Origin of the sequence: Actinopolymorpha cephalotaxi (assembly GCF_013408535.1) — a bacterium.
GTDB lineage: Bacteria > Actinomycetota > Actinomycetes > Propionibacteriales > Actinopolymorphaceae > Actinopolymorpha > Actinopolymorpha cephalotaxi.
This window is the reverse complement of sequence record NZ_JACBZA010000001.1, coordinates 4,009,280-4,034,589: the sequence shown is the minus strand read 5'-3', so window position 1 is coordinate 4,034,589 and position 25,310 is coordinate 4,009,280. Positions and strand designations below refer to the sequence as shown.

Sequence of the window (25,310 nt, the reverse complement as noted above, 5' to 3'; positions counted from 1 at the left end):
CGGGCCGGTCACAGGCGGTGCTCGTAGGGCCTTCTCTTGCCCGATGGTCGCCCGGCGTTCACCCCTGGTGGCTACCCTGAGCTTCCATGTGCGGAATCGTCGGGTACGTAGGTTCGGGTTCGACCAAGGGTGTCGACGTCGTGGTCGAGGGCCTGCGGCGGCTGGAGTACCGCGGGTACGACTCAGCCGGGGTCGCGGTCGCCGACCGCGGCGGGGTGCGGGTCCGCAAGCGGGCCGGCAAGCTCGCCAACCTCCAGGCGGCGCTCAGCGAGGATCCCCTGCCGGCCAGTGGTACGGCGATGGGCCACACCCGCTGGGCCACCCACGGGGCGCCGACCGACCCCAACGCCCACCCGCACATCGACTGCGCGGGCCGGCTGGCGGTGGTCCACAACGGCATCATCGAGAACTTCGCGGCACTGCGTGCGGAGCTCGAGGCGCAGGGTCACCAGCTGACCTCCCAGACCGACACCGAGGCGGTCGCCCATCTGCTGGAGGACGCCTGGGAGGCCAGCGGCCACGACCTCGCCGAGGCGATGCGCCGCGTGTGCCGCCGGCTGGACGGCGCGTTCACGCTGGTCGCGGTGCACGCGGAGGCCCCGGACGTCGTGGTCGGCGCCCGCCGCAACTCCCCGCTGGTCGTGGGGCGCGGTGAGGGGGAGAACTTCCTCGCCTCCGACGTGGCGGCGTTCATCGAGCACACCCGCAACGCGGTCGAGCTGGGCCAGGACCAGGTGGTGACGATCACCGCCGACGCGGTGACCGTCACCGACTTCGCCGGCCAGCCGGCACCGACCCGCGACTACCACGTCGACTGGGACATCTCCGCCGCCGAGAAGGGCGGCCACGACTACTTCATGCTGAAGGAGATCGCCGAGCAGCCCAAGGCGGTCGCCGACACCCTGCTCGGCCGGCTCACGCCGCAGGGCCGGCTCCGGCTGGACGAGATGCGGCTGTCCCACGACGAGCTGCGCGAGATCGACAAGATCGTCATCATCGCCTGCGGCTCGGCGTTCTACGCCGGCCTCACCGCGAAGTACGCCATCGAGCACTGGACCCGCATCCCGTGCGAGGTGGAGCTGTCCAGCGAGTTCCGCTACCGCGACCCGATCCTCGACCGGGCCACGCTGGTGATCGCGATCTCGCAGTCCGGGGAGACGATGGACACCCTGATGGCGCTGCGGCACGCCCGTGAGCAGCGGGCCCGGGTGCTCGCGATCTGCAACACCAACGGCTCGACGATTCCGCGCGAGTCCGACGCCGTGCTCTACACCCACGCGGGCCCCGAGGTCGGGGTGGCCGCAACCAAGACGTTCCTCACGCAGGTTGTGGCCTGCTACCTCATCGGCCTGTACCTCGCGCAGGTGCGCGAGTCGAAGTTCGGGGACGAGGTGGCCGCCGAGGTCGACCAGCTGGACCAGATGCCCGAGGCGGTGCGAACCGTGCTGGGGACGATGTCCGACATCCGGGCGCTGGCCCGCGAGCTCGCCACGGCGAAGTCGGTGCTGTTCATCGGCCGGCACGTCGGTTATCCGGTGGCGCTGGAGGGTGCGCTGAAGCTCAAGGAGCTCGCCTACATGCACGCGGAGGCGTTCGCGGCGGGCGAGCTGAAGCACGGGCCGATCGCGCTGATCGAGGAGGGGCTGCCGGTCGTGGTGGTCGTACCCCCGCGTGGTCGCGACGTCCTGCACGACAAGATCGTCAGCAACGTTCAGGAGATCCGGGCCCGTGGCGCCCGCACCATCGTGCTCGCCGAGGAGGGCGACGAGTCCGTCGTCCCGTGGGCGGACACGCTGATCAGGCTGCCACGAGTGCCCACCCTGTTGCAGCCGCTGGTCGCGACGGTTCCGCTGCAGATCTTCGCCTGCGAGCTCGCGATGGCGCGGGGCAACGACGTCGACCAGCCGCGCAACCTCGCCAAGTCGGTGACGGTGGAGTAGGCGGGCCCGGCCTTCGGGGCTGGATCAGGCGGGGGGGGGGGCATCACTGTCAGATGCCGACGCCCACCAGGTGGCCGACGACGTAGGTGACCACCATCGCCAGCGCGCCGCCGACGACGGTGCGGATGGCGGCCCGGCGGGCCTTGGCGCCGCCGAGGCGGGCGCTCACGGTGCCGGTGACCACCAGTGCGACCACGACGGCGGCGAAGGTGACCGGCACCCGCAGGCTGGTGGGGGGAAGGATGATCGCCGCCATCGGCAGCAGGGCGCCGACGGTGAACGCGACGAACGACGCGAGGGCGGCGTGCCACGGGCTGGTGAGCTCGTCGGGGTCGATCCCGAACTCGATCTCCGCGTGCGCCCGGAGCGCGTCCCGCTCGGTGAGCTCCTCGGCGATCTTGCGGGCCAGCTCCGGTGAGATGCCCTTGGCCTCCCACATCCTGGCCAGCTCGTCCAGTTCCTGGTCGGGCATGTTGGCGAGCTCCCAGCGCTCCTTGTCCAGCAGCGCCTTCTCGGTGTCACGCTGAGTGCTCACCGAGACGTACTCACCCGCGGCCATGGAGAACGCCCCGGCCAGCAGACCGGCGATGCCGGCCACCAGGATCGCCGACACCTCGGCGGTGGCCGCGGCCACGCCCACGACGATGCCCGCGACGGAGACGATCCCGTCGTTGGCACCGAGGACGCCCGCACGCAGCCAGTTCAGCCTGTTCGAGACGCTGCCGATGCCCTGGCCCGCGTCGTTCTCGTGGATCTCCTCGGTGCCGGTTTCGGTCCGCGCGTCGCTCATGGGGGAACGCTAGCCAGTACGACCGACAGACGGTAGCGAGGACAGCCTCACCGACCCCGAGTCGCGCCGCCGCGGCCGGTGTGCACGTAACGTGACGAACCAGTCCTGTCGGGGACCCCTCGGGCGGACGGCGCCGCGCTACGGTTCGCGGGAGAGACCTCAGGCCGCCGGCCCGGCGGCCCGACCCCGGGGACCGGCGGATGAGCGGACCAGCCAGCCAGATCGCCGAGGCGCCGACGGCGGCGCCTCCCCGCCGGCTGGCCGCGATCTTCACCGCCCTGATGCTGGCCATGCTGCTGGCCGCCCTCGACCAGACCATCGTCGCCACCGCGCTGCCCACGATCGTGAGCGACCTGGGCGGGCTCACGCACCTGTCCTGGGTGGTCAGCGCGTACCTGCTGGCCTCGACGGTCTCCACGCCGCTGTGGGGGAAGCTCGGCGACCAGTACGGCCGCAAACGCCTCTTTCTGGCCGCGATCATCGTGTTCCTGGCCGGCTCGGTGCTGTGCGGACAGGCCCGCTCGATGGGCGAACTGATCGGTTTCCGCGCGGTGCAGGGTGTCGGCGGCGGCGGGCTGATCGTGTTGACGATGGCGCTGGTCGGCGACGTGGTGAGCCCTCGCGAGCGCGGCCGCTACCAGGGGATCTTCGGCGGGGTGTTCGGGATCGCGAGCATCGCCGGGCCGCTGCTCGGCGGCTTCTTCGTGACCAACCTCGGCTGGCGGTGGGTGTTCTACGTCAATCTGCCGCTGGGCGCGGTCGCGCTGGCCGTGGTCGCGGTGGTGCTCCCGGCCCGGCGGGCCGGTCTCGCGGGCGCGGGAGCGCGGCACCGGATCGACTACCTCGGCGCGCTGACCCTGGCCGGAGCCGCGACCTGCCTGGTGCTGGCCACGTCGTGGGGCGGTACGCAGTACGCCTGGACCTCGCCGGTGATCATCGGATTGTTCCTGGCCTCCGTCGCCTTCGTCGGTGCGTGGCTCGCGGTCGAACGCCGGGCGGCCGAGCCGGTGCTGAGTCCCCGGTTGCTGGCCCTGCCGGTCTTCCGGGTCGGCGCCGCGATCGGCTTCGTGGTGGGGTTCGTGATGTTCGGCGCGCTGGCGTTCCTGCCGCTGTTCCTGCAGGTGGTGCACCAGGTCAGCCCGACCCTGTCAGGGATCTACCTGCTGCCGATGGTGCTGGGGCTGCTGGCCACCTCGGTGGTCAGCGGGCTGGTGGTCAGCCGTACCGGCCACTACCGGATCTTCCCGCTGGTGGGTACGCCGACGATCGCGGCCGGGCTCTTCCTGTGCTCCCGGCTGGACGAGTACTCCACCACGCGGGCGATCACCGGCTCGCTGCTCGTGCTCGGCGCCGGACTGGGGCTGGTGATGCAGGTGCTGCTCACCGCCGTGCAGAACGCCGTCGACTACTCGGACCTCGGGGCGGCCACGTCGGGGGTGACGTTCTTCCGGTCGATCGGCGGCGCGTTCGGCACCGCGGTGTTCGGCGCGATCTTCTCCAACCAGCTGCTCGGCAACGTGGCCGGCGCGCTGCACGGCCGGCCGCTGCCCGGCGGGTTCGACCCGGCCACGATCGCCCGCGAACCGGCCCGGATGGCCGCGCTCCCGCCGGAGGTACGGGAGGCGCTGCTGCACGCGTACGCGGTGTCGATCCACTCGGTCTTCGTCTGGGCGACCCCGGTGGCGCTCGCGGCGTTCGTGCTGGCGTGGTTCCTGCGGGAGCTTCCGCTGCGGGCGACGGCCGCCACCACCTCCACCGCCGACTACGGCGAGGGCATGCCCGGCCGGACGACCGTGTGCACGTCGCAGGAGGAGATCGAACGCGCGCTCGGTCTGCTGGTACGCCGCGACGACCGGGCCCGCGGCCTGTACCAGCAGCTCGGGCAGGCGGCCGGGGTCGCACTGCCGGCCGGCTCGCTGTGGGCGCTGTGCCGGATCGCGCGGGCCGGCCCGGTGCGGGCCGCCGACCTGGCCGCGGTGGCGCGGGTACCGCCCGAGCGTGCCCGGCCGCACGTCGACACGCTGCTGGCCGCGGGGTACGTCACCCGCGAGGGCGACAGCCGGCTGGCGGTCACCCCGTCCGGGCTGGCGGCGGTCGACCAACTGGTGGCCACCCGCCGGGCCGCGCTCGGACGGCGGCTGTCCGGCTGGCGGCCCGAGGAGCATCCGGAGCTGTCGGCGTTGCTGCAGCGCCTGGCGTCCACGTCCCTGGGTGACGAGGCGGACCGTGAGGTGTTCGGTTCCGCCCGCCCGCCGACCCGCCGTGACCGGCGCCCGTGACCGGCGCCCGTGACCGGCGTCCGCGTCCGGTCCGGGAGGCGGCCCGCCTCACGCATCCGGTGGGAGCGATGCGCAAGGATGGACCGATGATCGTCGGGCTGGGAATCGACGTGGTCGACGTCGAGCGATTCGAGGCGACCCTGGACCGTACGCCCGGGTTGCGCACCCGGCTGTTCACCGAGGTCGAGCGCACCCGCCCGATCGCGGGGCTGGCCGCCCGGTTCGCGGCGAAGGAGGCGCTGGCCAAGGCGCTCGGCGCCCCGGTGGGCATGCGCTGGCACGACGCCGAGGTGGTCACCGACGACGACGGCCGGCCCTGGCTGGAGGTCCGCGGCACGGTGGCCACCCAGGCCGAGAAGCTGGGCGTCACCTCCATGCACCTGTCCATGTCGCACGACGCCGGGATCGCGTCCGCGGTCGTCGTACTCGAGAGGGGCTGACCACAGCCGATGCGCACCGCGCACACCGTCGTCCAGGTCAGGGCCGCCGAGGCCGCGCTGATGGCGACCGTTCCCGACGGCACGTTGATGGACCGCGCCGCAACCGGACTGGCGCACGCCTGTGTGGACTTCCTGGGCGGCACCTACGGCGCCGACGTCGTGATCGTGGCGGGGTCGGGCGCGAACGGCGGCGACGCGTTGTACGCCGGAGCCCGGCTCGCCCGGCGCGGCGCCCGGGTGGCCGCGATCCTGCTGAGCCCGGACAAGGCGCACGCCGGTGGCCTGGCCGCGCTGCGTTCGGCCGGCGGTCACGTCGTACCCGCGAACGAACGCGAGGACGCCGTGGCCCGCGCCGATCTGGTGCTGGACGGCATCGTCGGCATCGGGGGCAAGCCCGGCCTGCGCCCGGACGCGGTCGCGGTGATGGACCTGGTCCGGCGCCACGACGTACCCGTGGTCGCGGTCGACGTGCCGTCCGGCATCGACGTGGACACCGGCGAGACGCCCGAGCCACACGTGCGCGCCGACGTGACGGTGACGTTCGGCACCCACAAGGTGGGCCTGCTCGTCGACCCGGGCGCCTCCGCTGCCGGGGTGGTGCACCTGGTCGACATCGGGCTCGGCCCGTACCTCCCGGATCCGGTGGTGGAGTCACTGCAGGCCTCGGACGTGGCCGCCCTGCTGCCGGTGCCGGACCGCACCTCGCACAAGTACACCCGCGGCGTCCTGGGCGTGGTGGCCGGTTCCGAGCAGTACACCGGCGCGGCGGTGCTCGCGGTCAGCGGCGCCCTGGGCGGGCCGCTCGGCATGGTCCGCTACGTCGGCCCGGACGAACCCGCCCGGCTGGTCCGGGCCCGCTGGCCCGAGGTGGTGGCGGGTGAGGGCCGGGTGCAGGCCTGGGTGGTCGGGTCCGGCCTGGGCGAGGCACCCGAACGCGCCGAGGACGTCGCCCGCGCGCTGGCCGCGGACGTACCCGTGCTCGTCGACGCGGACGGGCTGCGGCACGTGCTCGGGCGGTGCGAGGGCGAGGTGCTGCTCACGCCGCACGAGGGCGAGCTCGCCCGGATGCTGGAGGTGGAGCGTACGGACGTCGCCGCCCGCCGGCTGCACTACGCGCGGGCGGCCGCCGACCGCTGGAACGCCACCGTGCTGCTCAAGGGCGCGACCACGGTGGTGGCGCCGCCGACCGGGCCGGTCCGGGTCAACTCGGTGAGCACGCCCTGGGTGGCGACCGCCGGGTCCGGCGACGTGCTGTCCGGCATCTGCGGTGCGCTGCTGGCCGGCGGGCTCTCACCGCTGGACGCGGGCAGCGTGGGCTGTTTCCTGCACGAGACGGCCGGCATCCTCGCCTCGCGCGGCGGCCCGATCGTCGCCGAGGACATCGCCGCCGCACTGCCGGACGCCTATCGGTTCGTACGGGGGGTCGGCGAGGGCGAGGACGCCGAGCGCGGCTGAGCCCGAAGGCGGACGGGAGGTGGCCCGCGCGAGAAACGTCCGCCAACACCGGCGAATGTTCACCGGTTCTGTCGGCAGACCGTAGTAATCTCCCGCGTGGTCACGTGCACACCGCGCGCGACCGGGCGAAAGGAATGCGGTCGTGCGTTCGCGTTCGTGGCACAGGCGTTCGTGGCATTGGCGTTCATGGCACAAAGCGGTGCTGTCCTCGGTGGTCGTGCTGGCGCTCGGACTCGCCGGCACCGCGTGCGGCGGCAACGGCGGCACCGACTCGTCGTCCGGCGGTGGCGGCGGGAAGACCGCCCGGCTCTACGTCGGCGGTGACGTCAACCTCCGGGACATGTGGCAGAAGTCCCTCATCCCGGCGTTCCGCAAGGACAATCCCGGCTACGACGTCAAGCTGACGTTCTCCGAGCACGGCGTCAACGACACCACGACGCTGGCCAAGCTCGGCGCCGCGGTCAAGGGCAAACAGGACCCCGGCTTCGACCTGGCCGAGAGCGGGTTCATCGGCACCGCCGCGCTGTCCGGCCTGCTCACCAAGGTGAGCACCAAGCAGGTGCCCAACCTGACCAACGTCGACGCGGGCCTGCTCACGCCGGTGAAGCAGTCGGCGGTTCCCTACCGCGGCTCGTCGGTGGTGCTCGCCTACAACGCCGAGCACGTGCCCGACCCGCCGAAGACCCTCGACGACCTGCTGGCCTGGATCAAGGCACACCCGGGGAAGTTCACCTACAACTCCCCGCCCACCGGCGGGTCCGGGCAGTCGTTCGTCACCACGGTGCTGGACAAGTACGTCCCCGCCGGTGACCGGCAGAAGATGGTCACCGACTACGTGCCCGACCTGGAGAAGGACTGGGACCGCGGGTTCGCGGAGCTGAAGGGCCTGAACGGCTCGATCTACCAGCACGTCTATCCCAACGGCAACCAGGACGTGCTCAACCTGCTGGCCAAGGGCCAGATCTGGGTCGCCCCGGTGTGGTCGGACATGGCGCTGTCGGGCAAGCAGACCGGGCTGCTGGGCAAGGAGATCAAGCTCGCCCAGATCAGTGAGCCGTCGTTCACCGGTGGCGCGGTCTACCTCGGCGTGGCCGCGAGCGCGCCCAACAAGGACGCGGCGTACAAGCTGCTCGACTGGCTGCTCGAGCCGGCCCAGCAGAAGAAGGTCGTCGACGTGCTGGCCGGCTACCCCGCGGTGTCGCTGGACAAGCTGCCCGCCGACGTGCGCTCGAAGTTCGCCGGCCTGGACACCCAGCACCTGCGCCAGACCTACTCCCAGAAGATGACCAACGACCTGAACAACCTCTGGCAGCAGAAGGTGCCGGGTTGAGCAACCGCCTGCGCGGCCTGCTGATGGCCGCACCGCCGGTGCTGGTGGTGGCGCTGTTCGTCGGCTTCCCGGTGGTGGCCGCGGCGATGTACACCCTCGGCCACACCGGCGGGCCCAACTCCGTCATCGCCTCGATCGCCCAGCGCCAGTACCCCGCCGACCACTGGTGGGGCACCACCGCCGCCTACTCCGAGGTGTTCGCGAGCGGGCAGTTCCGCCGCAGCGTGAGCGCCTCGGTGGTGGTCACGGTGGTGGCGGTGGTGGTGACCGTCGTGCTGGCGTGGGCGATCGGGCTGTACGTCCGGCTGTCCGGGAGCCGGCTGGCGAAGGTGTTCTCCGCTCTCGCGGTGGTGCCGTTGTTCATCCCGGTGGTGATCGCGTCGTACGCCATCCTCACCTTCTACGCCCAGGACGGCTTCCTGCGCACGGTCGCCCATCTGGTCGGCTGGGAGTCCGCGCCGACGCTGAGCTACACGATGGTGGCGGTGACGATCGGGCAGATCTGGGTCAGCCTGCCGTTCGGCGTGCTGATGATGACCTCGGGCCTGAACGCCGTACCCACCGTGCTCGTCGACGCCGCCCGCGACGCGGGTGCCACGCTGCCCCGCGCGGTGTGGTCGGTGATGTTGCCGATGAACGTCGTACCCACCGTCATCGTGGCGACGTTCACCGGCATCTCGGTGCTCGGCAGCTTCACCGTGCCCTACCTCACCGGGCCGTCGGCGCCGAACATGCTCGGGCCGCAGATGACGAACACGTTCGGGTCGTTCAACCAGCCCCAGCAGGCGCAGGTGATGGCGATGGTGGTGTTCGCGCTCGCGGCGGTGATCGGCGCGGTCTACGTGTGGGCCAACTTCCGTACCGCCAAGCGTTCGGGGGCGGTGCTGTGACGGCGCCGGAGGTCCCGGTCGTCCGTCCGGACGACCTCGACGCGCCGCCGGTGCCCGACGTCGCGCCGCCGGGCGGGCTGGTCGGCCGGGTGGTTGCCCGCGTCCTGCTGGCCGCGTTCGTGCTGGTGCTCGGCGTGTTCGTGATGGGGCCGCTGGTGTGGCTGGCCGTCCGGGCGTTCAGCGGTGCGTGGACGTTCCCTTCGCTGCTGCCGGGGGAGTGGACGCTGCACTGGTGGCGGCAGGTGCTGTCGGACCAGACACTCGGCAGTTCGATCCGGCTCAGCTTCACGTTCGCGCCGGTGGTGACGGTGGTGTCGGCGGTGATCTGCCTGCCGGCGGCGTACGCCTTCTCCCGCTACCAGTTCCCGGGCCGGCGGGTGCTGCTGATCTCGCTGTTCGCCACCAACGCGTTCCCCAAGATCGGGCTGTTCGTGTCCATCGCCGGGCTGTTCTACTCCCTGCACCTGATGGGCACGTTCGTCGGCGTCGTGGTGATCCAGGTGCTCGGCACGGTGGTGTTCATGACCTGGATCCCGGCGGCGGCGTTCGCGTCCGTGCCGCGCAGCCTGGAGGAGGCGGCCCGCGACGTCGGCGCCCGGCCGCTGACGGTGTTCTTCCGGGTGACGTTCCCGCTGGCCGCGCCGGGCATCCTGGTGGCGATGATCCTGTCGTTCCTCGCGTCCTTCGACGAGGCGCAGGGCACGTTCCTGGTCGGCGCGCCGACGTACGTCACCATGCCGACGGAGATGTACACCCTCGTCCTCAACTATCCCGAGCAGGCCGCGGCGGTCTTCTCCATCCTGTTGTCGATTCCCTCGGTGGTGCTCATGCTGCTGGTCCGCCGGCACGTGATGGGTGGGCATCTGGCCGAGGGCTTCCAGCTTCGTTAGGGGCAACGCCATGGCCGAACCCACCTCCGCGGTCAGCGACCGGCAGGGCCCGGACGACCCGGCGAACGCCGCGACGGGTGCCGCCGGCGCGACCGGCACGGCCGCGAGTGCTGGGGGCGCGGACCGCGACGCCGACGCCGGGCTGGTGCTGCACCAGGTGGCCAAGACGCTCGGCGGCCGGCTGATCGTGGACAACCTCGACCTGCGGGTGCGGCGCGGTGAGCTCGTCTGCCTGCTCGGCCCGTCCGGCTGCGGCAAGACGACCACGCTGCGGATGATCGGCGGCTTCCTGCGGCCCGACGCCGGCCAGGTGCTGATCGGTGGCCGCGGCTACACGACCACCCCGCCGGAGCGCCGCCCGACCGCGATGGTGTTCCAGAACTACGCGCTCTGGCCGCACATGAACGTCTTCAGGAACGTCGCCTTCGGGCTGCGGCTGCGCAAGCTGCCCAAAGCCGAGATCGCCGAACGCGTCGAGCGCACTCTCGCCCTGGTCAACCTGACCCACCACATCCGCAGCTTCCCGGCGCAGATCTCCGGCGGCGAGCAGCAGCGTGTCGCGCTGGCCCGGGCGCTCGTCCTGGAGCCGGAGGTGCTGCTGCTGGACGAGCCGCTGTCCAACCTGGACGCCAAGCTGCGGGTCAAGGTGCGCGAGGACATCAAGGAGATCCAGCAGCGGGTCGGCATCACGACGGTCTTCGTCACCCACGACCAGGACGAGGCGCTGTCCATCTCCGACCGGATCGCGGTGATGAACGCGGGGAGGATCGAGCAGTACGCCGGCGCGCACGACCTCTACCGCGAGCCGCGCACCCGGTTCGTGGCCGACTTCGTGGGGACGATGAACTTCTTCGAGGCGCGGGTGCGCGAGGCTCCGGCGGGCGGGGCAGGCGGGATCGGCCGGGTGGCCGGCCCGGGCGCCGTGGTGGAGGTCGGCGACGTCGCGGTGCCGTGCCAGGCGCCGTCCGCCCTCACCGAGCAGCCCGGCCTGGTCGGGGTCCGCCCGGAGGACGTGCGGGTCGGGCAGCCCGGCGGCGTGCCGGCCCGGGTGGTCCGGGAGGTGCCCCGTGGCCACTTCACCGAGTTCGTCCTCGAGCTCGGGCCGCTCACCCTGCGCGCCTTCGTCGGCGCGGACACCCCGGTCGGCCAGGAGACGGTGCCGGTGACGTTCGGGCGGGCGCTGGTCTACGCCGACGGGAAGCTGCGGTCCGAACGCCCGGTCGGCCGCGCGGACGGATAACGGTCGAGGTAACCCGGCAGGTCCACGGCGGGCGTCCGCACCCGGGTGGCGGCGAGGATCGCGTCCACCATCGCGAGCGTCACGGCGTCGGCGGCGGCCGCCTGCACCGCGGCCGCGCCACCGATCTCGGCCGCACCGGGCCAGGACTCCGGCGCGGCCGCGACCACGTCGGCCGTGCCCGTGGCGAGGGCGAAGATCGTGTCCCCGTCGACCAGGGTGTGCACCGGCCGGACCGACCGGGCCAGGCCGTCGTGGGCCGCCGCGGCCATCCGCTGCGTCTGCGGGTGGGTGAGCCGGGCGTTGGTGGCCACGACGGCGAGGGTGGTGTTCAGGACGTCCGGTTGCTCGGCCGGACCACCTCTCCGCGCCGCCGGGTCGGCCTGCGCCCGGGCGTGCTCCGCGGGCGACGGGACTCCGGGCCGCAGGGTCTCGTCGGTGACGTACTGCGCGGCCAGCAGCGCACCCGTGTCGTCCAGGCAGGGCGAACCGTAGGCGTTGGCCACCACCAGCGCGCCGACCACGATGCCGCCGGGCAGTCGCACGCTCGCCGTACCCACGCCGCCCTTGAGCCGGGGGAGGCTGAACGACGCGCCGGTGCCCGCGCCCACCGAGCCGGTGCGCACCACGCCGGCGGCGGCCTCGGTGGCGGCGGCGTAGCCGAGGTCGGCGTCCGGGCGGTTGCGGAGGTCCCCGCCCTTGCCCAGGTCGAAGACGATCGCGGCCGGGACCACCGGCACCACGGCTTCCGGGCCGATGGCCACGCCGCGGCCCTGCTCCTCACACCAGCGCTGCACGCCGGTGGCGGCGGCCAGCCCGAACGAGCTTCCGCCGGCCAGCGTCACCGCGTCCACGGTGTCGACCAGCGTCCCGGGTGCCAGCGCGTCCGTCTCGTGCGTACCCGGCCCGCCCCCGCGGACGTCGACCGCCCCGATGGTCCCGGACGGCGGGATCACCGCCGTGACGCCGGTCAGCCAGCCGCCACCGACCCGCTCGACCTGGCCCACCAGCACGTCCGGCACGTCTGTCAGCGCGCCGTACGGGTTGACCAGCACGTCCGCGATCTGCTGTTCGTCCACAAGGGCCGAGCTTAGGGGCTTCGGTCATGAATCCTGGCGTTCAGACCGGCTTCGACCAGGTCCGAGGGGGCCGTCCGGCCGCCCCCGGAGGCGCGGGACCGGCCGGCGGCCCGCCTGGGCCGTCCCCGGGAGTGCGCGGGCAGCGTGGCGACCCTGCCCGCACCGACCTTGGGGGTGCGGCCTGGAACACTGGAGCCGTCGTGAACGCGGTTCGCCGAAACGCGGGCCGCCGCCCGGGCAACAGGTCGAGCGCACAAGACGTCGAGAAAGACACCAGGCCAAGAAGGACGCCAGGTCGAACGAGCACCAGGTCGAACGGGCAGAGGGATGGACACAGGCAGAACGCACTCACCCCGCGTCGCCGCGGACCGGCAGGGCGCGGACGGCACCGCCGCGCGCGCTGCCAGCCCCGAGCACGGCAACGCCCCCGGCCGCGCCGAGGCACGGATCGACCTCGCCGCTATCCGCGCCAACGTCGAGGCGATCCTTGGCCGGGTCGGTGGCGCCGCCGTGCTGGCAGTGGTCAAGGCCGACGGTTACGGCCACGGCCTGGTGCCGGCGGCCCGGGCCGCGGTCGACGGCGGGGCCGGCTGGCTGGGCGTGGCCACGGTCGAGGAGGCGCTGGCTCTGCGGGCGGCCGGGCTGACCGCGCCGCGGATCCTGTCCTGGCTGGCCTCGCCCGGCGAGCGGTGGCGGCCGGCGCTGGCCGCGGACGTCGACGTCGCCGCCTACTCCGCCTGGCAGCTGAACGAGATCGCCGAGGCGGCCGAGCACACCGGCACCACCGCGCGGGTGCACCTGAAGATCGACAGCGGACTCAACCGCGGCGGCGCCGGCCCGAAGGACTGGCCGGCCCTGATCGACGCGGCGCTCAGTGCCGAGGCGGAGGGCACGGTCCGGGTCGCCGGGATCTGGTCCCACCTGGCCTGCGCCGACGAGCTCGGCCATCCGTCGGTCGACCGGCAGCTCGCGGTGTTCGAGGAGGCGCTGGCGTTCGCCGAGCGGGTGGGGGTCCGCCCCGAGGTACGCCACCTCGCCAACTCCGCCGCGACGCTCACCCGGTCCGACACCCACTTCGACCTCGTACGCCCCGGCCTCGCCGTCTACGGCCTGTCCCCGGTGCCCGAGGTGTCCTCGCCGGAGGAGCTCGGCCTGGTCCCCGCGATGTCGGTGCGGGCCCGGCTGGCCCTGGTCAAACGCGTGCCGGCCGGCGAGGGCGTGTCGTACGGCCACCGGTACGTCACTCCCGCCGAGACCACGCTCGGCCTGGTGCCGCTCGGGTACGCCGACGGGGTGCCGCGGGCGGCGAGCAACGTCGGGCCGGTGTGGGCCGGCGGGCGGCGGCGTACGATCGCCGGCACCGTGTGCATGGACCAGTTCGTTCTCGATCTCGGCGACGACGCCACCGTCGCCGGAGACGAGGTGGTGCTGTTCGGCGCGGGGACCTCCGGTGAGCCGACCGCCCAGGACTGGGCCGACGCCACCGGCACGATCTCCTGGGAGATCGTCACCCGCATCGGTGCCCGGGTGCCCCGGCACTACGTCGGGGGGAGGGCCTGATGGCAGGTGAGCTGAACCGCGTCGGCCGCGCCGTCGATCGCGCCGCTCAGGCGGGCAGGCTCGGGCGCCCCGCTCGGGGCTCCCGGATCTCGCAGGTCGCGAAGGCCGCCAGGGCAGCGCGGCCGGGCCGGTCGGACGGCGCCGGCCGGACCGACGCCGCGGATCGGATGGTCGAGCTGCTCGGTAGCCGCACCGGTGTTCTCGGTGCCGCCACCGGCATGCTGGCTGCCGGTGCCGCCGCCGGGATCGCGCTCGAACGCTACGTCGTGGGCCGGCGCCGCAGCGCCGACCTGCGCGACGACGGGCCGCTCGGCATCCGGCGCGGCGACCCGACGATCGTGAAGACCACCGACGGCCTGGAGCTGTACGCCGAGGTCGACGAGCCGAACCCCCGGGTGGCCGACCCGCTCACCGTGGTCTTCTGCCACGGGTACGCCCTCAACCTCGACTGCTGGCACTTCCAGCGGTCCGCGCTGGAGGGTGAGGCGCGGCTGGTGTTCTACGACCAGCGGTCCCACGGCCGCTCCGGCCGCTCGCCGAGCGACCTGTGCAACGTCGACCAGCTCGGCAAGGACCTCGGCGAGGTGCTCGCCGCCCTCGCCCCGGAGGGCCCCATCGTGCTGGTCGGCCACTCGATGGGCGGCATGTCGGTGCTGGCGCTGGCCGACCAGCACCCGGAGATCTTCGCCGAGCGGGTCGTCGGTGTCGCGTTGCTGGCCAGCAGCGCCGGCGGCCTGGACTCGGTGACGCTCGGGGTGCCGGGCCCGGTGGGACGGCTGGTGCACCGGCTGACCCCCGCCGCGGTGGCCGCGATGTCCCGGGCGCCCGGCCTGATCGAGCGGGGCCGCAAGGCCGGCAGCGACGTGGCGTACTTCCTCACCAAGCACTACTCCTTCGGCTCGAGGGTCTCCCGGGCGCGCGTGGAGTTCGTGGCGGAGATGCTCGCGGGTACGCCGATCGAGGTGGTGGCGGACTTCTACCCGGGGTTCGCCCAGCACGACAAGTTCCACGCGCTGGAGGCGCTGCACGGCGTGGAGACGCTGGTCATCGGCGGCCGCGAGGACCTGATCACTCCGGTGGAGCACAGCCGGGAGATCGCCGAGCGGCATCCCGCCGCGGAGTACATCGAGCTGTCCGACAGTGGGCACATGTTCCTGATCGAGCATCCGGACGTGGTCAACGCCGCGCTGCTGGACCTCCTCGGCCGGGCCGCCACGGCGGCGGGTTCGATGACGGAACGACCGGTGGACGAGACCGGCTGACCGGCTACTGGACCGGCCGGATCGAGGACGAGCGACCGTACGAACCAGAACCGTACGAACCAGAACCACCGTACGAACCAAGACGACCGAACGACCGAACGAGTGGACGAAGCGGAGCGCACACGGTGACCGACCTGCACGTCGTCGAGGCCAAGCCCACGGACGCGGCTGCCCTGGTGGGCGTCATCCACGCGGCGTTCGGCGCCCGGCCGCCGCTGAACCCACCCGGCACCGCGCTGCGGGAGACGGTGCGGACGGTGGAGGACGCGGTGCGTTCCTACGGCGGGCTGCTGGCCCAGGTCGACGGCCGCCCCGCCGGCGCGATGCTGCTCGCCGAGAACGACGGGTGGCTCGACCTGCGCCGGGTGTCGGTACACCCGAGGTTCCAGCACCGTGGCGTGGCCACCGCGATGGTCGGCTGCGCGGAGGAGGTCGCGGCCGACCACGGGCTCGCCGGCGTACGCCTGGTCGCCCGGGCGGAGCTGCCGGCCACGCTCACGTTCTGGCGGCACCGCGGTTACCTCGTGGCCGGCGAGGACGGGCCGAACATCCACCTGGCCAAGCGGCTGCCGGTGGAGGTGACCGCGGTCAGCGTCGAGGACACCCAGGAGGTCGGCCGGCGGCTCGCGACGATCCTGCGCGCCGGTGACCTGGTGCTGCTGACGGGTGAGCTCGGTGCCGGCAAGACGACGTTGACGCAGGGAATCGGCGCCGGGCTCGGGGTCCGCGGCCAGGTCACCTCGCCCACGTTCGTGATCTCGCGTGCGCACCCGTCGACGGTCGGCGGCCCGCCGCTGGTGCACGTCGACGCGTACCGGCTGGGCGGCGTGGCCGAACTCGACGACCTCGACCTGGACACCTCCGTGGACGACGCGGTCACGGTGGTCGAGTGGGGTGAGGGGCTCGCCGAGGGCCTGGCCGAGGACCGGTTGGAGGTCGTGGTCAGCCGGGGCGTGGGGGAGGACGCCACGAGCGAACGCGAGGACCGGTCCGCGGACGAGAGCGCCGGCGCGCCCGAACGCACACCCGACGGCGCACTCGACAGCGAACCCGAGGACGAACCAGAGGACGAACACGCGGATGTCCGGCAGGTCCGGGTCGTCCCGGTCGGCCGGCGCTGGCTGGACGTCGCGGTCCGCGACGCGCTCGCCGACGGTCTCGCGGCCGACGTCAGGTCCGTCCCGCACTGACCTTCGCCACCGGCCCGGGCTAGCCTGACCAACGTGCTGCTCCTCGCGTTCGACACGGCCACCCCGGCGATCACGGTCGCGCTCCACGACGGTACGTCGGTGGTGGCGACGTCAACGGTCGTGGACGCCATGCGTCACGGCGAGCTCCTCGCCCCCGGCATCGCGGCCGTACTCGACCAGGCCGGCGCGGACCGGACCGACCTCACCGACATCGCCGTCGGCGTCGGCCCCGGCCCGTTCACCGGGCTGCGGGTGGGGCTGGTGACGGCCCGGACGCTGGGGCATGTCCTGGACATTCCGGTGCACGGCGTGTGCACTCTCGACGTGCTCGCGGCAGCCGCCGAGATCGGCACCGGGCCGTTCTGCGTGGCGACGGACGCACGCCGCAAGGAGGTCTACTGGGGGAGGTACGCCGACCGGCACACCCGCGTCGACGGACCCCGGGTGGACCGGCCGGACGCCCTCGCCACCGCGGACCCCGTGGTGGGGCGTGGCGCGACGCTGTATCCCGCGGCGTTCCCGACGGCGGCCGGCCCGCTCGACCCCGACGCCGCGGTGCTCGCCGACCTGGTGGCCTCGGGTACGGCGAAGGTCGTACCCGCGACACCGATGTATCTGCGCCGCCCGGACGCGGTCGAGCCCCGCACCCGTGGCAAGCGCGTCCTGACCACCCGCGAGGAGCGGGTCCCGACATGATCGCCATCCGGCCGGCTCGTTTCGAGGACCTCGTGACGTTGCGCGCGCTGGAGACGGCCTGCTTCGGCCGGGACGCCTGGGGCGAACAGGCGCTGGAAGGCGAGCTCGCCGGGGTGCCCGACACCAGGTGCGTCCTCGTGGCCGAGGACGCCGGCCCTGCCCGCACCTCCGAGGACGGCCACGTCGTCTGCGACATCGACGCCGGCGACGACGTCCACGAAGTCAACGACGTCCACGAGGTCGACGACGTCCACGAAGTCGACGACGTCGACACCTGCTGGGGCACCGGGACCGGCACGGGCACCGGCGAGTCCGCGATCGCGGGGTACGCGTCCCTGCTCGCGGTCGCGGCCACGGCCGACGTACAACGCATCGCCGTACGACCGGATCGCCGCCGGGAGGGGATCGGGCGGGCGCTGCTGGACGCGCTGCTCGACCAGGCCCGGGAGCGTGGCTGCGCCGAGGCGCTGCTGGAGGTGCGCCACGACAACGCCGCGGCGCTGGCGATGTACGAGGCGATCGGCTTCGAGCAGATCGCCCGGCGGCGCGGCTACTACCACGGTGTGGCCGACGCCCTGGTGCTCCGGCTGGCCCCGCTGGAGCAGTAGCTCCGGGCCGTCGGCAACGCCCTCGTTTGCCGGTCCCGGACGATCTTGCCGCAATTTCTTGACGCGCCTGTGGTGGCCTCTTACGGTCGTGCGGGAAATCGATTGCTCGCACGCTTTCTCCGTGCGTTCGACGCCGGCGGCTCTTGGTGAGGCGCACCGCCGGTCGGGAGGGAAACCATGAACGACCGACTCGGCCTGAGCCGCCGCGCCCTGCTGCACCTGTCCGCGGTCGCGGCCGGCAGCGTGGTCCTCGCGGGATGTTCGGGCGGCGACAACCAGACGGAGGGCGGCGGCCCGAAGGGCGGCGCCAAGCCGACAGCGCAGGCCCGCAAGGGATCGCGCGTCAAGCCGGTCGCGGTGCCGGCGAAGCTGAAGGAGTCGCCCGAGCTCGCCAAGCTGGTGCAGGCCGGCAAGCTGCCCAAGCTCGAGGAACGACTGCCCAGGAAGCCCTACGTCGTACCGCACAACTGGCTGACGCCGGGGAAGTACGGCGGCGTGATCAGCACCGTCACCTCCGCCAGTGACTCCGGCACCCATGCGGAGTACATGTACGGCCACTCCCTGCTGCGCTACCTCAACGACGGCCAGGACATCGGCCCGGGCCTGGTGGAGTCGTGGGAGTCCAACGCCGACGCCAGCGAGTGGACGCTGCACTTCCGCGAGGGGCTGAAGTGGTCCGACGGCCAGCCGTGGTCGACCGACGACATCATGTTCTGGTGGAAGGACATGGTGCTCAACACCGAGCACAGCGAGGTCCCTCCGGACGAGGCACGCTCGGGCAAGGGCACCGTGATGACGATGACGGCGCCGGACGCGCTGACCATCTCGATGAAGTTCGACGCGCCCGCCCCGCTGACCGCCGACCGGCTGGCCATGTGGGTCAACCGCGGCAACGGCCCCGGCTGGATGGAGCCCAAGCACTACCTCAAGCAGTGGCACCCGAAGTACAACAAGTCGGTGGGGAAGGACTGGGCCACCGACAAGGGCCTGTTCGACCAGAAGCGGGCGTGGATCCGCAACCCCGACTGCCCGGTGATGACCGGCTGGAAGTGCCAGTCCTACAAGGACGGCCGCCGGGTCGTCTTCGAACGCAACCCGTACTACTGGTGCGTCGCGCCCGACGGCGCCCAGCTTCCCTACCTCGACGCGCTGAACTTCAACGTCGTCCAGAACCCCGAGGTGCAGAAGCTGCAGGCCGTGGAGGGGAAGCTGAACTTCCTCTTCGGCGGGTTCACCTCGCTGTTCCTCAGCGACATCTCCTCGCTCAAGCAGTCGCAGGCCAAGACCAAGCTCGCGGTGGTCCTGTGGGACGCAGGCGACGGCAGCGGTTCGCTGGTGTTCTTCAACCAGGACTACTACGAGCCGAAGATGCGCAAGCTGATCCGGACCGCCAAGTTCCGCCAGGCCCTGTCGCACGCCTACAACCGGGCCGAGGTGCAGAAGGCGGTCTACTACAACACCGGCGAGCTCACCACCGGGACGATGAGCCCGAAGGCGATCGAGTTCCACGTCAACGACGAGGGCAAGAAGGTCTACAGGTCCTGGCGGGACAGCTACATCAAGTACGACCCCGAGCTGGCCAAGAAGATCCTCGACGAGATCGGCGTGGTGGACAAGGACGGCGACGGCAAGCGGGAGATGCCCGACGGCTCCAAGCTCGTCGTACGACTGGACTACCAGGCCGACACCGCTCCGGAGCACCAGCACAAGAACAACCTGCTGAAGAAGGACTGGGACGCGATCGGGATCGACACCCGGCTCAACCCGGTCCCGCCGGACGGCTACGGCGACCAGTGGCGGTTCGGCAAGCTGATGACCAACACCACGTGGGAGACCGGCGACGGGCCCAACTGCCTGGTCTACCCGCAGTGGCTGGTGCCGATGGAGTCCTCGCGCTGGGCGCCGCTGCAGGGTGAGTTCTACAACCAGCGCGGTGGGCCGAACGAGAGGAAGCAGCTCGACGTCGACCCGTACAAGCGCACGCCGCCACGGATGGACGCCGAGCCGGGTGGCCCGGTCGCCCGGCTGTGGAAGATCTACGACCAGACCAAGATCGAGCCGGACGAGCTGAAGCGCCACCAGCTCGTCTGGGAGATGGTGAAGATCCACATCACCGACGGCCCGTACCTGCTGGGCGTCGTGGCGAACACGCCGTACATCCTGCTCGTGCACGCGGACATGAAGAACGTCCCCGCGCGGAACGAGCTGGCCATGGGCGGGTTCGCCGCACCCTGGATCCACCCGACGCCGGCGGTCTACGACCCGGAGACGTGGTTCTGGACCAACCCGGACCAGCACACGATCTGACCGTACGACGACAGCAACGAACGCCGACCGCGAGCTCGGCCCGCCACGGTGGCGGGCTAGGCTCGCGGTCGTGCGCTGGGTGAACCGTGGTGTGAACGAGGAGCGGGCCGGGGTGGTCGCGTGAGCGACGAGCCGTTGGTGCTGGGCATCGAAACGTCGTGCGATGAGACGGGTGTCGGAATCGTCCGGGGTGGCACCCTGCTCGCCGACGCGGTCGCCTCCAGTCTGGAGGAGCACGCGCGGTTCGGCGGCGTGGTGCCCGAGGTCGCCAGCCGGGCGCACCTGGAGGCGATGATCCCGTCGCTGGACCGTGCCTGCGAGACGGCCGGGGTCCGGCTCGCCGACGTGGACGCGATCTCGGTGACCAGCGGGCCCGGGCTCGCCGGAGCCCTCCTCGTCGGCGTCGCCGCCGCGAAGGCGCTGGCACTGGGGCTCGGCAAGCCGCTGTACGGCGTCAACCACCTGGCCGCCCACGTCGCCGTGGACACCCTCGAACACGGCCCGCTGCCCGAGCCGTGCGTGTCCCTGCTGGTGTCCGGCGGACACTCCTCGCTGCTGCTGGTCGAGGACGTCACCGACACCGTGGACCCGCTCGGCTCCACCATGGACGACGCGGCGGGCGAGGCGTTCGACAAGGTGGCCAGGCTGCTGGGGCTGCCGTTCCCGGGTGGGCCGTACGTCGACCGGGAGGCGAAGGCCGGCGACTCGGCGTACGTCCGGTTCCCGCGCGGGCTGACCGGTCAACGTGACCTTGCGCGGCACCGGTTCGACTTCTCCTTCTCCGGTCTGAAGACCGCCGTCGCCCGCTGGGTGGAGACCAGGGAGCGTGCCGGTGAGCCGGTGCCGGTGGCCGACGTGGCCGCGTCCTTCCAGGAGGCGGTGTGCGACGTGCTCACCCGCAAGGCGGTGGACGCCTGCCGCAGCAGGGGTGTGGACGACCTGCTGATCGGTGGCGGGGTCGCTGCCAACTCCAGGTTGCGGGCGATGGCGCAGGAGCGCTGCGACACGGCCGGGATCCGGCTGCGGGTGCCGCGACCCAAGCTGTGCACGGACAACGGAGCGATGGTGGCCGCGCTGGGCGCGCAGATGCTGGCCCGCGGGCGGACCGCGTCCCGGCTGGACCTGGTGGCCGACTCCTCGCTTCCGGTCACCACGATCGCCGGCTGACACCGGGTTCCCCTTCGTACGTTGGGTTCTGAATTAGTTCGAATTAGTTCGAACTAGTTTGGACCGGCCCGCAGTAGGACGAATCGGGTCGATCGTCACGGTCGAACCGGTCGCCGGTCGGCTTACCGGCTCGGTGTCAATGTCAGCTTGCGCCCGCTCGGTGCCGGGGAATTCCGGTCGCACGATTGGCGGGACGGGTGAGCGGATAGGAGGCGGGTAGGAACGCGCCACAGCTCACCGGAGCCGCCATGACCACTCGCACCGAGACGGGGTCCGGCGTCGTCCCCGGAGACGAGCCCGGCGGCCAGGAAGGCGGTTCCGGCCGGAGTCGGCTCAGAGGTCAGCTCACGGGTCAGCCCTCGGGCCGGCTCAACGGTGAGCTCACGAGTCAGCCCAGAAGCCAGCCCAGGAGCGAGCCCAGAAGTCAGCCCAGCGGGCGGCATCGCAGCGAGACCTCGACCAGGCCCGGAAACCGGACCCGTGCCCGGCCCGGCAGGCGGATGGTGTGGGTGCCCGGCGGCACGTTCGCGATGGGCAGCGACGACTTCTACCCCGAGGAGCGCCCCGTCCGCACCGTCGAGGTGGCCGGCTTCTGGATGGACGAGCACCCGGTCACGGTGGCGGAGTACCGCCGGTTCGTCCGGGCCACCGGCTACGTCACGGTCGCCGAACGCCACCTCGACGCAGGCCGCGCTTCCGGCAGCGCTTCCGGCGTGGACCCCCGGCCGGCGACGCCGGGCTCGCTGGTCTTCCGTCCCACGCCGGGGCCGGTGGACCTGTCCGACTGGGGTAGCTGGTGGTCCTACGTTCCGGGCGCGTGCTGGCGCCGGCCCGAGGGTCCGGTCAGCGCTCCGCACGGACGTGAGCGCCACCCGGTGACGCACGTCGCCTACGAGGACGCCGAGGCGTACGCCGCCTGGTCGGGCAAGCAGCTTCCGACCGAGACCGAGTGGGAGTACGCCGCGCGCGGCGGGCTGGACGGCGCGGTCTACGCCTGGGGCAACGACTTCAGCCCACGCGGGCGGCTGATGGCCAACGTCTGGCAGGGCGACTTCCCGTGGCGCCGCGCGGGGCTCGGTCCGTACCGGCGAACGTCACCGACCGGACTGTTCCCGGCCAACGGGTACGGACTGCTGGACATGACCGGCAACGTGTGGGAGTGGACCAGCGACCTCTACCACGCGCCGGAGCCGGACCGCGCGGCCAAGGCGGTCTGCGTACCGGTGCCACTCGTCGTACCACTCGACCGGTCGGGACCGCTGCCCCGGCAGCGCGCGGCCACCGACGACCCGTCGGGCACCGAACTGCCGGCGGACGGCAGCTACGACGTCGACCGGGTGGTGCGGGTGGTCAAGGGCGGCTCGTACCTGTGCTCGGCGACGTTCTGTCTGCGGTACCGCCCGGCGGCCAGGCAGCCGAGCGACTCCGTCACCGCGACCTGCCACGTCGGGTTCCGGTGCGTCGTCCACCCCCGCTGAGACGCACGTCGAGCGGATCCGGCCGGGGTCAGCCGAACCCGAGCACGAACAGGCCGAGCACACACGCGGCGATGAACGCGATGGTGGCGAGGTAGAGCCCGGCCACACCCGGCGTCGCGGTGTAGGGCCCCATCAGGTCACGGTCGCGCGAGATGCCGTACATGAACCCCAGCAGGGGAAGCAGGAGCACGGCGTTCAGCACCTGCGTCAGCACCAGGATCGGGATCAGCGGCGCGCCCGGCACCAGCACGACAGCCGCCGCCACACCGGTGACCAGCAGGTACGTCAGGTAGAACAGGGAGGCGTCGCGCATGCTGTCGTCCAGCGCGGCCTCGTACCCGGTGAACTCGCACACCGAGTACGCCGTCGACAGCGGCAGGATCGCCGCCGCGAGCAGGCCCGCGCCGATCAGTCCGATGCCGAACAGCCCGCTGGCGAGCTGACCGGCGACCGGTTCCAGCGCACGGGCGGCGTCCGCGGCGGTGTCGATCCGGACGCCCCTCGCGTGCAGGGTGCTCGCGCAGGCGACCACGACGAACGCGCCGATCACGCCGGTGAGCACCGCGCCGGTCACCACGTCGACCCGTTCGTAGCGCAGGTCGGCCGGCCGCAGCTTCTTGTCCACCGCGTAGGACTGGATGAAGCTCAGGCCCCACGGCGCGAGCGTGGTGCCGACCGTGGCGGTGGCGATCAGCAGCGCGTCCCGGTCGAACGGCATCGTCGGCACCACCATCCCGCGGGCGACCTGCCCCCAGTCCGGATGGCCGAGCAGGCCGGCCGCGACGTATGCCACGAACACCGTGGCCAGCGCCATCAGGATGTGCTCGACCCGGTGGAAGCTGCCGCGCAGGACGAGCAGCGACACCACGACGGCGGCCAGCGGGACGGAGACGTACCGGCTGACGCCGAACAGCTCGAAGCCGGCCGCGATCCCGGCGAACTCCGCGCAGGTCGTGCCGACGTTCGCCACCACCAGGGCGAGGACGGCGAGCCCGGCCGCGCGCACGCCGTACCGCTGGCGGATCAGGCCGGTCAGGCCCTGCCCGGTGACCACGCCCATCCGGGCGCCGAGGTTGTGGAAGACGACCAGCGCGACGGTGGACAGCAGGAGCACCCACAGCAGCTGGTAGCCGTGGTCGGCGCCGAGCACGGAGTACGTCGTGATGCCGGCCGGGTCGTCGTCGGACAGTCCGGCCAGCAGCCCGGGCCCGAGCACCGAGACCAGCGCCAGCATGCGTACCCGCCAGGCGGCCCGGGGCGGCGCGGCCCGGTCACCGACGCGGGGGGTCACGGCGCGCCGTCTTCCCGCGGCCCGCGCTGGTCGCCGTGGTCGCCGTGGTTGCGCTGGTCGCCGTGGTTGCCGTGGTTGCCGCCGGGTCGCCGGCCGAGGTGCCGCGGCCGGTGCGTACGCCAGCCGCGCAGCCGGAAGAACCGCCGCCTGGTCAGGGGAGACCGCGACCGCAGGACGTGGCGGTAGTGGTGTCCGGCCTCCTCGGGAAGCTGGTCGAGCACCCGGCCGGCGTCCTCGGAGCCGAGCGCGAGCATCAGCCGGCCGCCGACGTCGGGATGGGTGGCCGCGACCGCGTTCGCCGCGCGTTCGGGGCCGACGGTCCGCAGCACGTCGGTGGCGCTGTCCACGTCGAGCCGGGTGAGGAGTTCGGCCAGCCCGCGGGCGTCCAGGCGGTGCACCGCGGCAGCCGTGGTGGCGAGCTGGACGAGGTGCCCGCGGCTCGACGTCAGGTGCAGGTCGCGCCAGTCGACGGCGCGCTCGGGCAGCCGCTCGCCGAGGAGCCGCAGGCCGAGCCGGCGGCAGACCGCGCCCATCCCGACGTCGACGGCGGCGACCTCGAGGCGCTGGTCGGGCAGCCGGGTGAGCAGGACGTCGGCCACCCGGGCCAGCCGGTGCCCCACGACGTCGACGATCTGGGTGTCCAGGACGTCGCGTACCAGCAGGAGTTCGTCGTCGCCGAGCTCGAAGCCGTCGGCGTACGCGGAGATCGGTTCGGCGTCGCGCAACTGGACGCCCGACCGCTCGAACGACGCGACCTCGCTCCAGGGCACCAGGTGCGTGGCCCGGTGGCGGGTGCCGACCAGCAACCGGTGTACGACCGGATGCGGTGAGCCGATCCGCGCGGTGAGGTCGCGCAGGTGGCCGACGGTGGTGCCGTCGGCGGTCCGGACCGGCTGCCCCGTCTCGCCGGTGAGGGCCAGCATGAGCCGAGCGTAGGACAGCACGGACCCGTCGAGAACCCACGAACCGCCGCCTGCCCGCGCGTCGTTCAGTCGTTGTCGCCGGTCCCGCCGGTCCTACGACCGGGTCGCCGCCAGGGCCACCACCGGCGGCGCGATCGGGGTGAGCGGACGCGTTCGCCGGGGTCGGAGCCGGTACGGGTGGGCAGGCCGGCCGCCGCCCACGCCTTGGTGCCGCCACGCAGGGACACCGCCGGTCGGCCGAGGCGGGCCAGCCGCTCCGCACCCTGCCGCGACCGGGTGCCGAGCGAGCACACCGTCAGCACCTGGCCGGGTGGCAGCGTGTCGAGGACGAACGGCAGCCGGTCCAGCGGGACGTTCACCGCGCCCGCGACGTGGCCGGCGGCGTACTCCTGCGGGCTTCGTACGTCGACCACCGGATCGCCGGCCGCCCACAGCGCCCGCGCCACGGTCAGGTCGACCTCCTCCGCCTCCGGTGGAATCGCCGTCATCCGGCCATCC

21 protein-coding genes are annotated in these 25,310 nt (G+C 72.6%); 16 read left to right on the top strand and 5 right to left on the bottom strand.

The features are described 5' to 3' along the window. Positions 1–86: 86 nt before the first annotated feature. Positions 87–1,940 (top strand): glutamine--fructose-6-phosphate transaminase (isomerizing), encoded by a 1,854-nt coding sequence (gene glmS, locus FHR37_RS17720; RefSeq protein ID WP_092884111.1) that lies wholly within the window; start codon positions 87–89, stop codon positions 1,938–1,940. Between the two features lie 49 nt (positions 1,941–1,989). Here the strand turns inward: glmS and FHR37_RS17715 are convergent, their stop codons facing one another. Further along, positions 1,990–2,730 (bottom strand): VIT1/CCC1 transporter family protein, encoded by a 741-nt coding sequence (locus FHR37_RS17715; RefSeq protein WP_179771009.1) that lies wholly within the window; start codon positions 2,728–2,730, stop codon positions 1,990–1,992. A 200-nt stretch (positions 2,731–2,930) separates the two neighbouring features. On the opposite strand from FHR37_RS17715, the gene FHR37_RS17710 reads away from it, so the two are divergent. The 7 genes from FHR37_RS17710 (at position 2,931) to FHR37_RS17680 (ending at position 11,254) form a co-directional block, all read left to right on the top strand. Further along, on the top strand, positions 2,931–5,009 hold the full coding sequence (locus FHR37_RS17710; RefSeq protein WP_092880710.1) for an MFS transporter: 2,079 nt from the start codon (positions 2,931–2,933) through the stop codon (positions 5,007–5,009). Between the two features lie 86 nt (positions 5,010–5,095). Next, a complete protein-coding gene (locus FHR37_RS17705; RefSeq protein WP_092880864.1) occupies positions 5,096–5,449 on the top strand; it encodes a holo-ACP synthase in 354 nt (117 codons plus the stop codon). Between the two features lie 9 nt (positions 5,450–5,458). Then, on the top strand, positions 5,459–6,904 hold the full coding sequence (locus FHR37_RS17700; protein WP_092880708.1) for an NAD(P)H-hydrate dehydratase: 1,446 nt from the start codon (positions 5,459–5,461) through the stop codon (positions 6,902–6,904). 199 nt (positions 6,905–7,103) lie between these two features. Beyond that, positions 7,104–8,234, top strand: coding sequence for an extracellular solute-binding protein (locus FHR37_RS17695; RefSeq protein ID WP_092880706.1), 1,131 nt, complete (start codon positions 7,104–7,106; stop codon positions 8,232–8,234). Next, on the top strand, positions 8,231–9,124 hold the full coding sequence (locus tag FHR37_RS17690) for an ABC transporter permease (protein ID WP_202817873.1): 894 nt from the start codon (positions 8,231–8,233) through the stop codon (positions 9,122–9,124). Before FHR37_RS17695 ends, FHR37_RS17690 begins: the two co-directional genes overlap by 4 nt. After that, entirely contained in the window at positions 9,121–10,014 is an 894-nt protein-coding gene (locus tag FHR37_RS17685; RefSeq protein WP_202817872.1) for an ABC transporter permease, read from the top strand. The genes FHR37_RS17690 and FHR37_RS17685 overlap by 4 nt, the downstream gene beginning before the upstream one ends. Before the next feature lie 10 nt (positions 10,015–10,024). Then, complete coding sequence (locus tag FHR37_RS17680) at positions 10,025–11,254, top strand: ABC transporter ATP-binding protein (RefSeq protein WP_092880704.1); 1,230 nt, start codon at positions 10,025–10,027, stop codon at positions 11,252–11,254. On the opposite strand, the gene FHR37_RS17675 is transcribed toward FHR37_RS17680, so the two are convergent. Beyond that, a complete protein-coding gene (locus tag FHR37_RS17675; protein WP_237768553.1) occupies positions 11,200–12,330 on the bottom strand; it encodes a P1 family peptidase in 1,131 nt (376 codons plus the stop codon). The two genes, FHR37_RS17680 and FHR37_RS17675, sit on opposite strands and share 55 nt — an antisense overlap. Positions 12,331–12,657: 327 nt before the next feature. Between FHR37_RS17675 and alr the strand changes: the two genes are divergently transcribed. From alr to FHR37_RS17635, 8 genes are all read left to right on the top strand, one after another. Beyond that, complete coding sequence (alr, locus tag FHR37_RS17670; RefSeq protein ID WP_092880702.1) at positions 12,658–13,890, top strand: alanine racemase; 1,233 nt, start codon at positions 12,658–12,660, stop codon at positions 13,888–13,890. After that, the gene (locus FHR37_RS17665) at positions 13,890–15,152 is read left to right on the top strand and encodes an alpha/beta fold hydrolase (RefSeq protein WP_237768552.1); all 1,263 of its coding nucleotides are present in this window, start codon (positions 13,890–13,892) and stop codon (positions 15,150–15,152) included. Before alr ends, FHR37_RS17665 begins: the two co-directional genes overlap by 1 nt. A 125-nt stretch (positions 15,153–15,277) precedes the next feature. Further along, positions 15,278–16,342, top strand: coding sequence for a tRNA (adenosine(37)-N6)-threonylcarbamoyltransferase complex ATPase subunit type 1 TsaE (tsaE, locus tag FHR37_RS32550; protein WP_092880700.1), 1,065 nt, complete (start codon positions 15,278–15,280; stop codon positions 16,340–16,342). 33 nt (positions 16,343–16,375) lie between these two features. Then, a complete protein-coding gene (gene tsaB / locus FHR37_RS17655) occupies positions 16,376–17,038 on the top strand; it encodes a tRNA (adenosine(37)-N6)-threonylcarbamoyltransferase complex dimerization subunit type 1 TsaB (RefSeq protein ID WP_092880698.1) in 663 nt (220 codons plus the stop codon). Then, the gene (gene rimI, locus FHR37_RS17650; RefSeq protein WP_139238802.1) at positions 17,035–17,646 is read left to right on the top strand and encodes a ribosomal protein S18-alanine N-acetyltransferase; all 612 of its coding nucleotides are present in this window, start codon (positions 17,035–17,037) and stop codon (positions 17,644–17,646) included. Before tsaB ends, rimI begins: the two co-directional genes overlap by 4 nt. A gap of 177 nt (positions 17,647–17,823) precedes the next feature. Then, positions 17,824–19,953: an ABC transporter substrate-binding protein gene (locus tag FHR37_RS17645; RefSeq protein WP_092880696.1), complete on the top strand. Its 2,130-nt coding sequence runs from the start codon at positions 17,824–17,826 to the stop codon at positions 19,951–19,953. A gap of 120 nt (positions 19,954–20,073) precedes the next feature. Further along, a complete protein-coding gene (gene tsaD / locus FHR37_RS17640) occupies positions 20,074–21,120 on the top strand; it encodes a tRNA (adenosine(37)-N6)-threonylcarbamoyltransferase complex transferase subunit TsaD (RefSeq protein ID WP_092880694.1) in 1,047 nt (348 codons plus the stop codon). A 248-nt stretch (positions 21,121–21,368) separates the two neighbouring features. Then, positions 21,369–22,598, top strand: coding sequence for a formylglycine-generating enzyme family protein (locus FHR37_RS17635; RefSeq protein WP_237768551.1), 1,230 nt, complete (start codon positions 21,369–21,371; stop codon positions 22,596–22,598). 28 nt (positions 22,599–22,626) lie between these two features. On the opposite strand, the gene FHR37_RS17630 is transcribed toward FHR37_RS17635, so the two are convergent. From FHR37_RS17630 to FHR37_RS17620, 3 genes are all read right to left on the bottom strand, one after another. After that, positions 22,627–23,889 carry an NRAMP family divalent metal transporter gene (locus FHR37_RS17630; RefSeq protein WP_202817871.1) on the bottom strand — a complete coding sequence of 421 codons (1,263 nt, stop codon included), beginning with the start codon at positions 23,887–23,889 and terminating at the stop codon, positions 22,627–22,629. Beyond that, positions 23,886–24,812: a magnesium transporter gene (locus tag FHR37_RS17625; protein ID WP_175542317.1), complete on the bottom strand. Its 927-nt coding sequence runs from the start codon at positions 24,810–24,812 to the stop codon at positions 23,886–23,888. Before FHR37_RS17625 ends, FHR37_RS17630 begins: the two co-directional genes overlap by 4 nt. 65 nt (positions 24,813–24,877) lie before the next feature. Next, positions 24,878–25,300, bottom strand: a complete 423-nt coding sequence (locus tag FHR37_RS17620) for a rhodanese-like domain-containing protein (RefSeq protein WP_092880690.1) — start codon at positions 25,298–25,300, stop codon at positions 24,878–24,880. Positions 25,301–25,310: the final 10 nt, after the last annotated feature.

Coding starts and splice junctions, on each gene's coding strand:
- FHR37_RS17715 (WP_179771009.1), bottom strand. CDS start 2,730: ATGAGCGACGCGCGGACCGAAACCGGCACCGAGGAGATCCACGAGAAC.
- FHR37_RS17665 (WP_237768552.1), top strand. CDS start 13,890: ATGGCAGGTGAGCTGAACCGCGTCGGCCGCGCCGTCGATCGCGCCGCT.
- FHR37_RS17705 (WP_092880864.1), top strand. CDS start 5,096: ATGATCGTCGGGCTGGGAATCGACGTGGTCGACGTCGAGCGATTCGAG.
- FHR37_RS17680 (WP_092880704.1), top strand. CDS start 10,025: ATGGCCGAACCCACCTCCGCGGTCAGCGACCGGCAGGGCCCGGACGAC.
- FHR37_RS17710 (WP_092880710.1), top strand. CDS start 2,931: ATGAGCGGACCAGCCAGCCAGATCGCCGAGGCGCCGACGGCGGCGCCT.
- alr (WP_092880702.1), top strand. CDS start 12,658: ATGGACACAGGCAGAACGCACTCACCCCGCGTCGCCGCGGACCGGCAG.
- glmS (WP_092884111.1), top strand. CDS start 87: ATGTGCGGAATCGTCGGGTACGTAGGTTCGGGTTCGACCAAGGGTGTC.
- FHR37_RS17645 (WP_092880696.1), top strand. CDS start 17,824: ATGAACGACCGACTCGGCCTGAGCCGCCGCGCCCTGCTGCACCTGTCC.
- rimI (WP_139238802.1), top strand. CDS start 17,035: ATGATCGCCATCCGGCCGGCTCGTTTCGAGGACCTCGTGACGTTGCGC.
- FHR37_RS17700 (WP_092880708.1), top strand. CDS start 5,459: ATGCGCACCGCGCACACCGTCGTCCAGGTCAGGGCCGCCGAGGCCGCG.
- FHR37_RS17625 (WP_175542317.1), bottom strand. CDS start 24,812: ATGCTGGCCCTCACCGGCGAGACGGGGCAGCCGGTCCGGACCGCCGAC.
- FHR37_RS17635 (WP_237768551.1), top strand. CDS start 21,369: ATGACCACTCGCACCGAGACGGGGTCCGGCGTCGTCCCCGGAGACGAG.
- FHR37_RS17620 (WP_092880690.1), bottom strand. CDS start 25,300: ATGACGGCGATTCCACCGGAGGCGGAGGAGGTCGACCTGACCGTGGCG.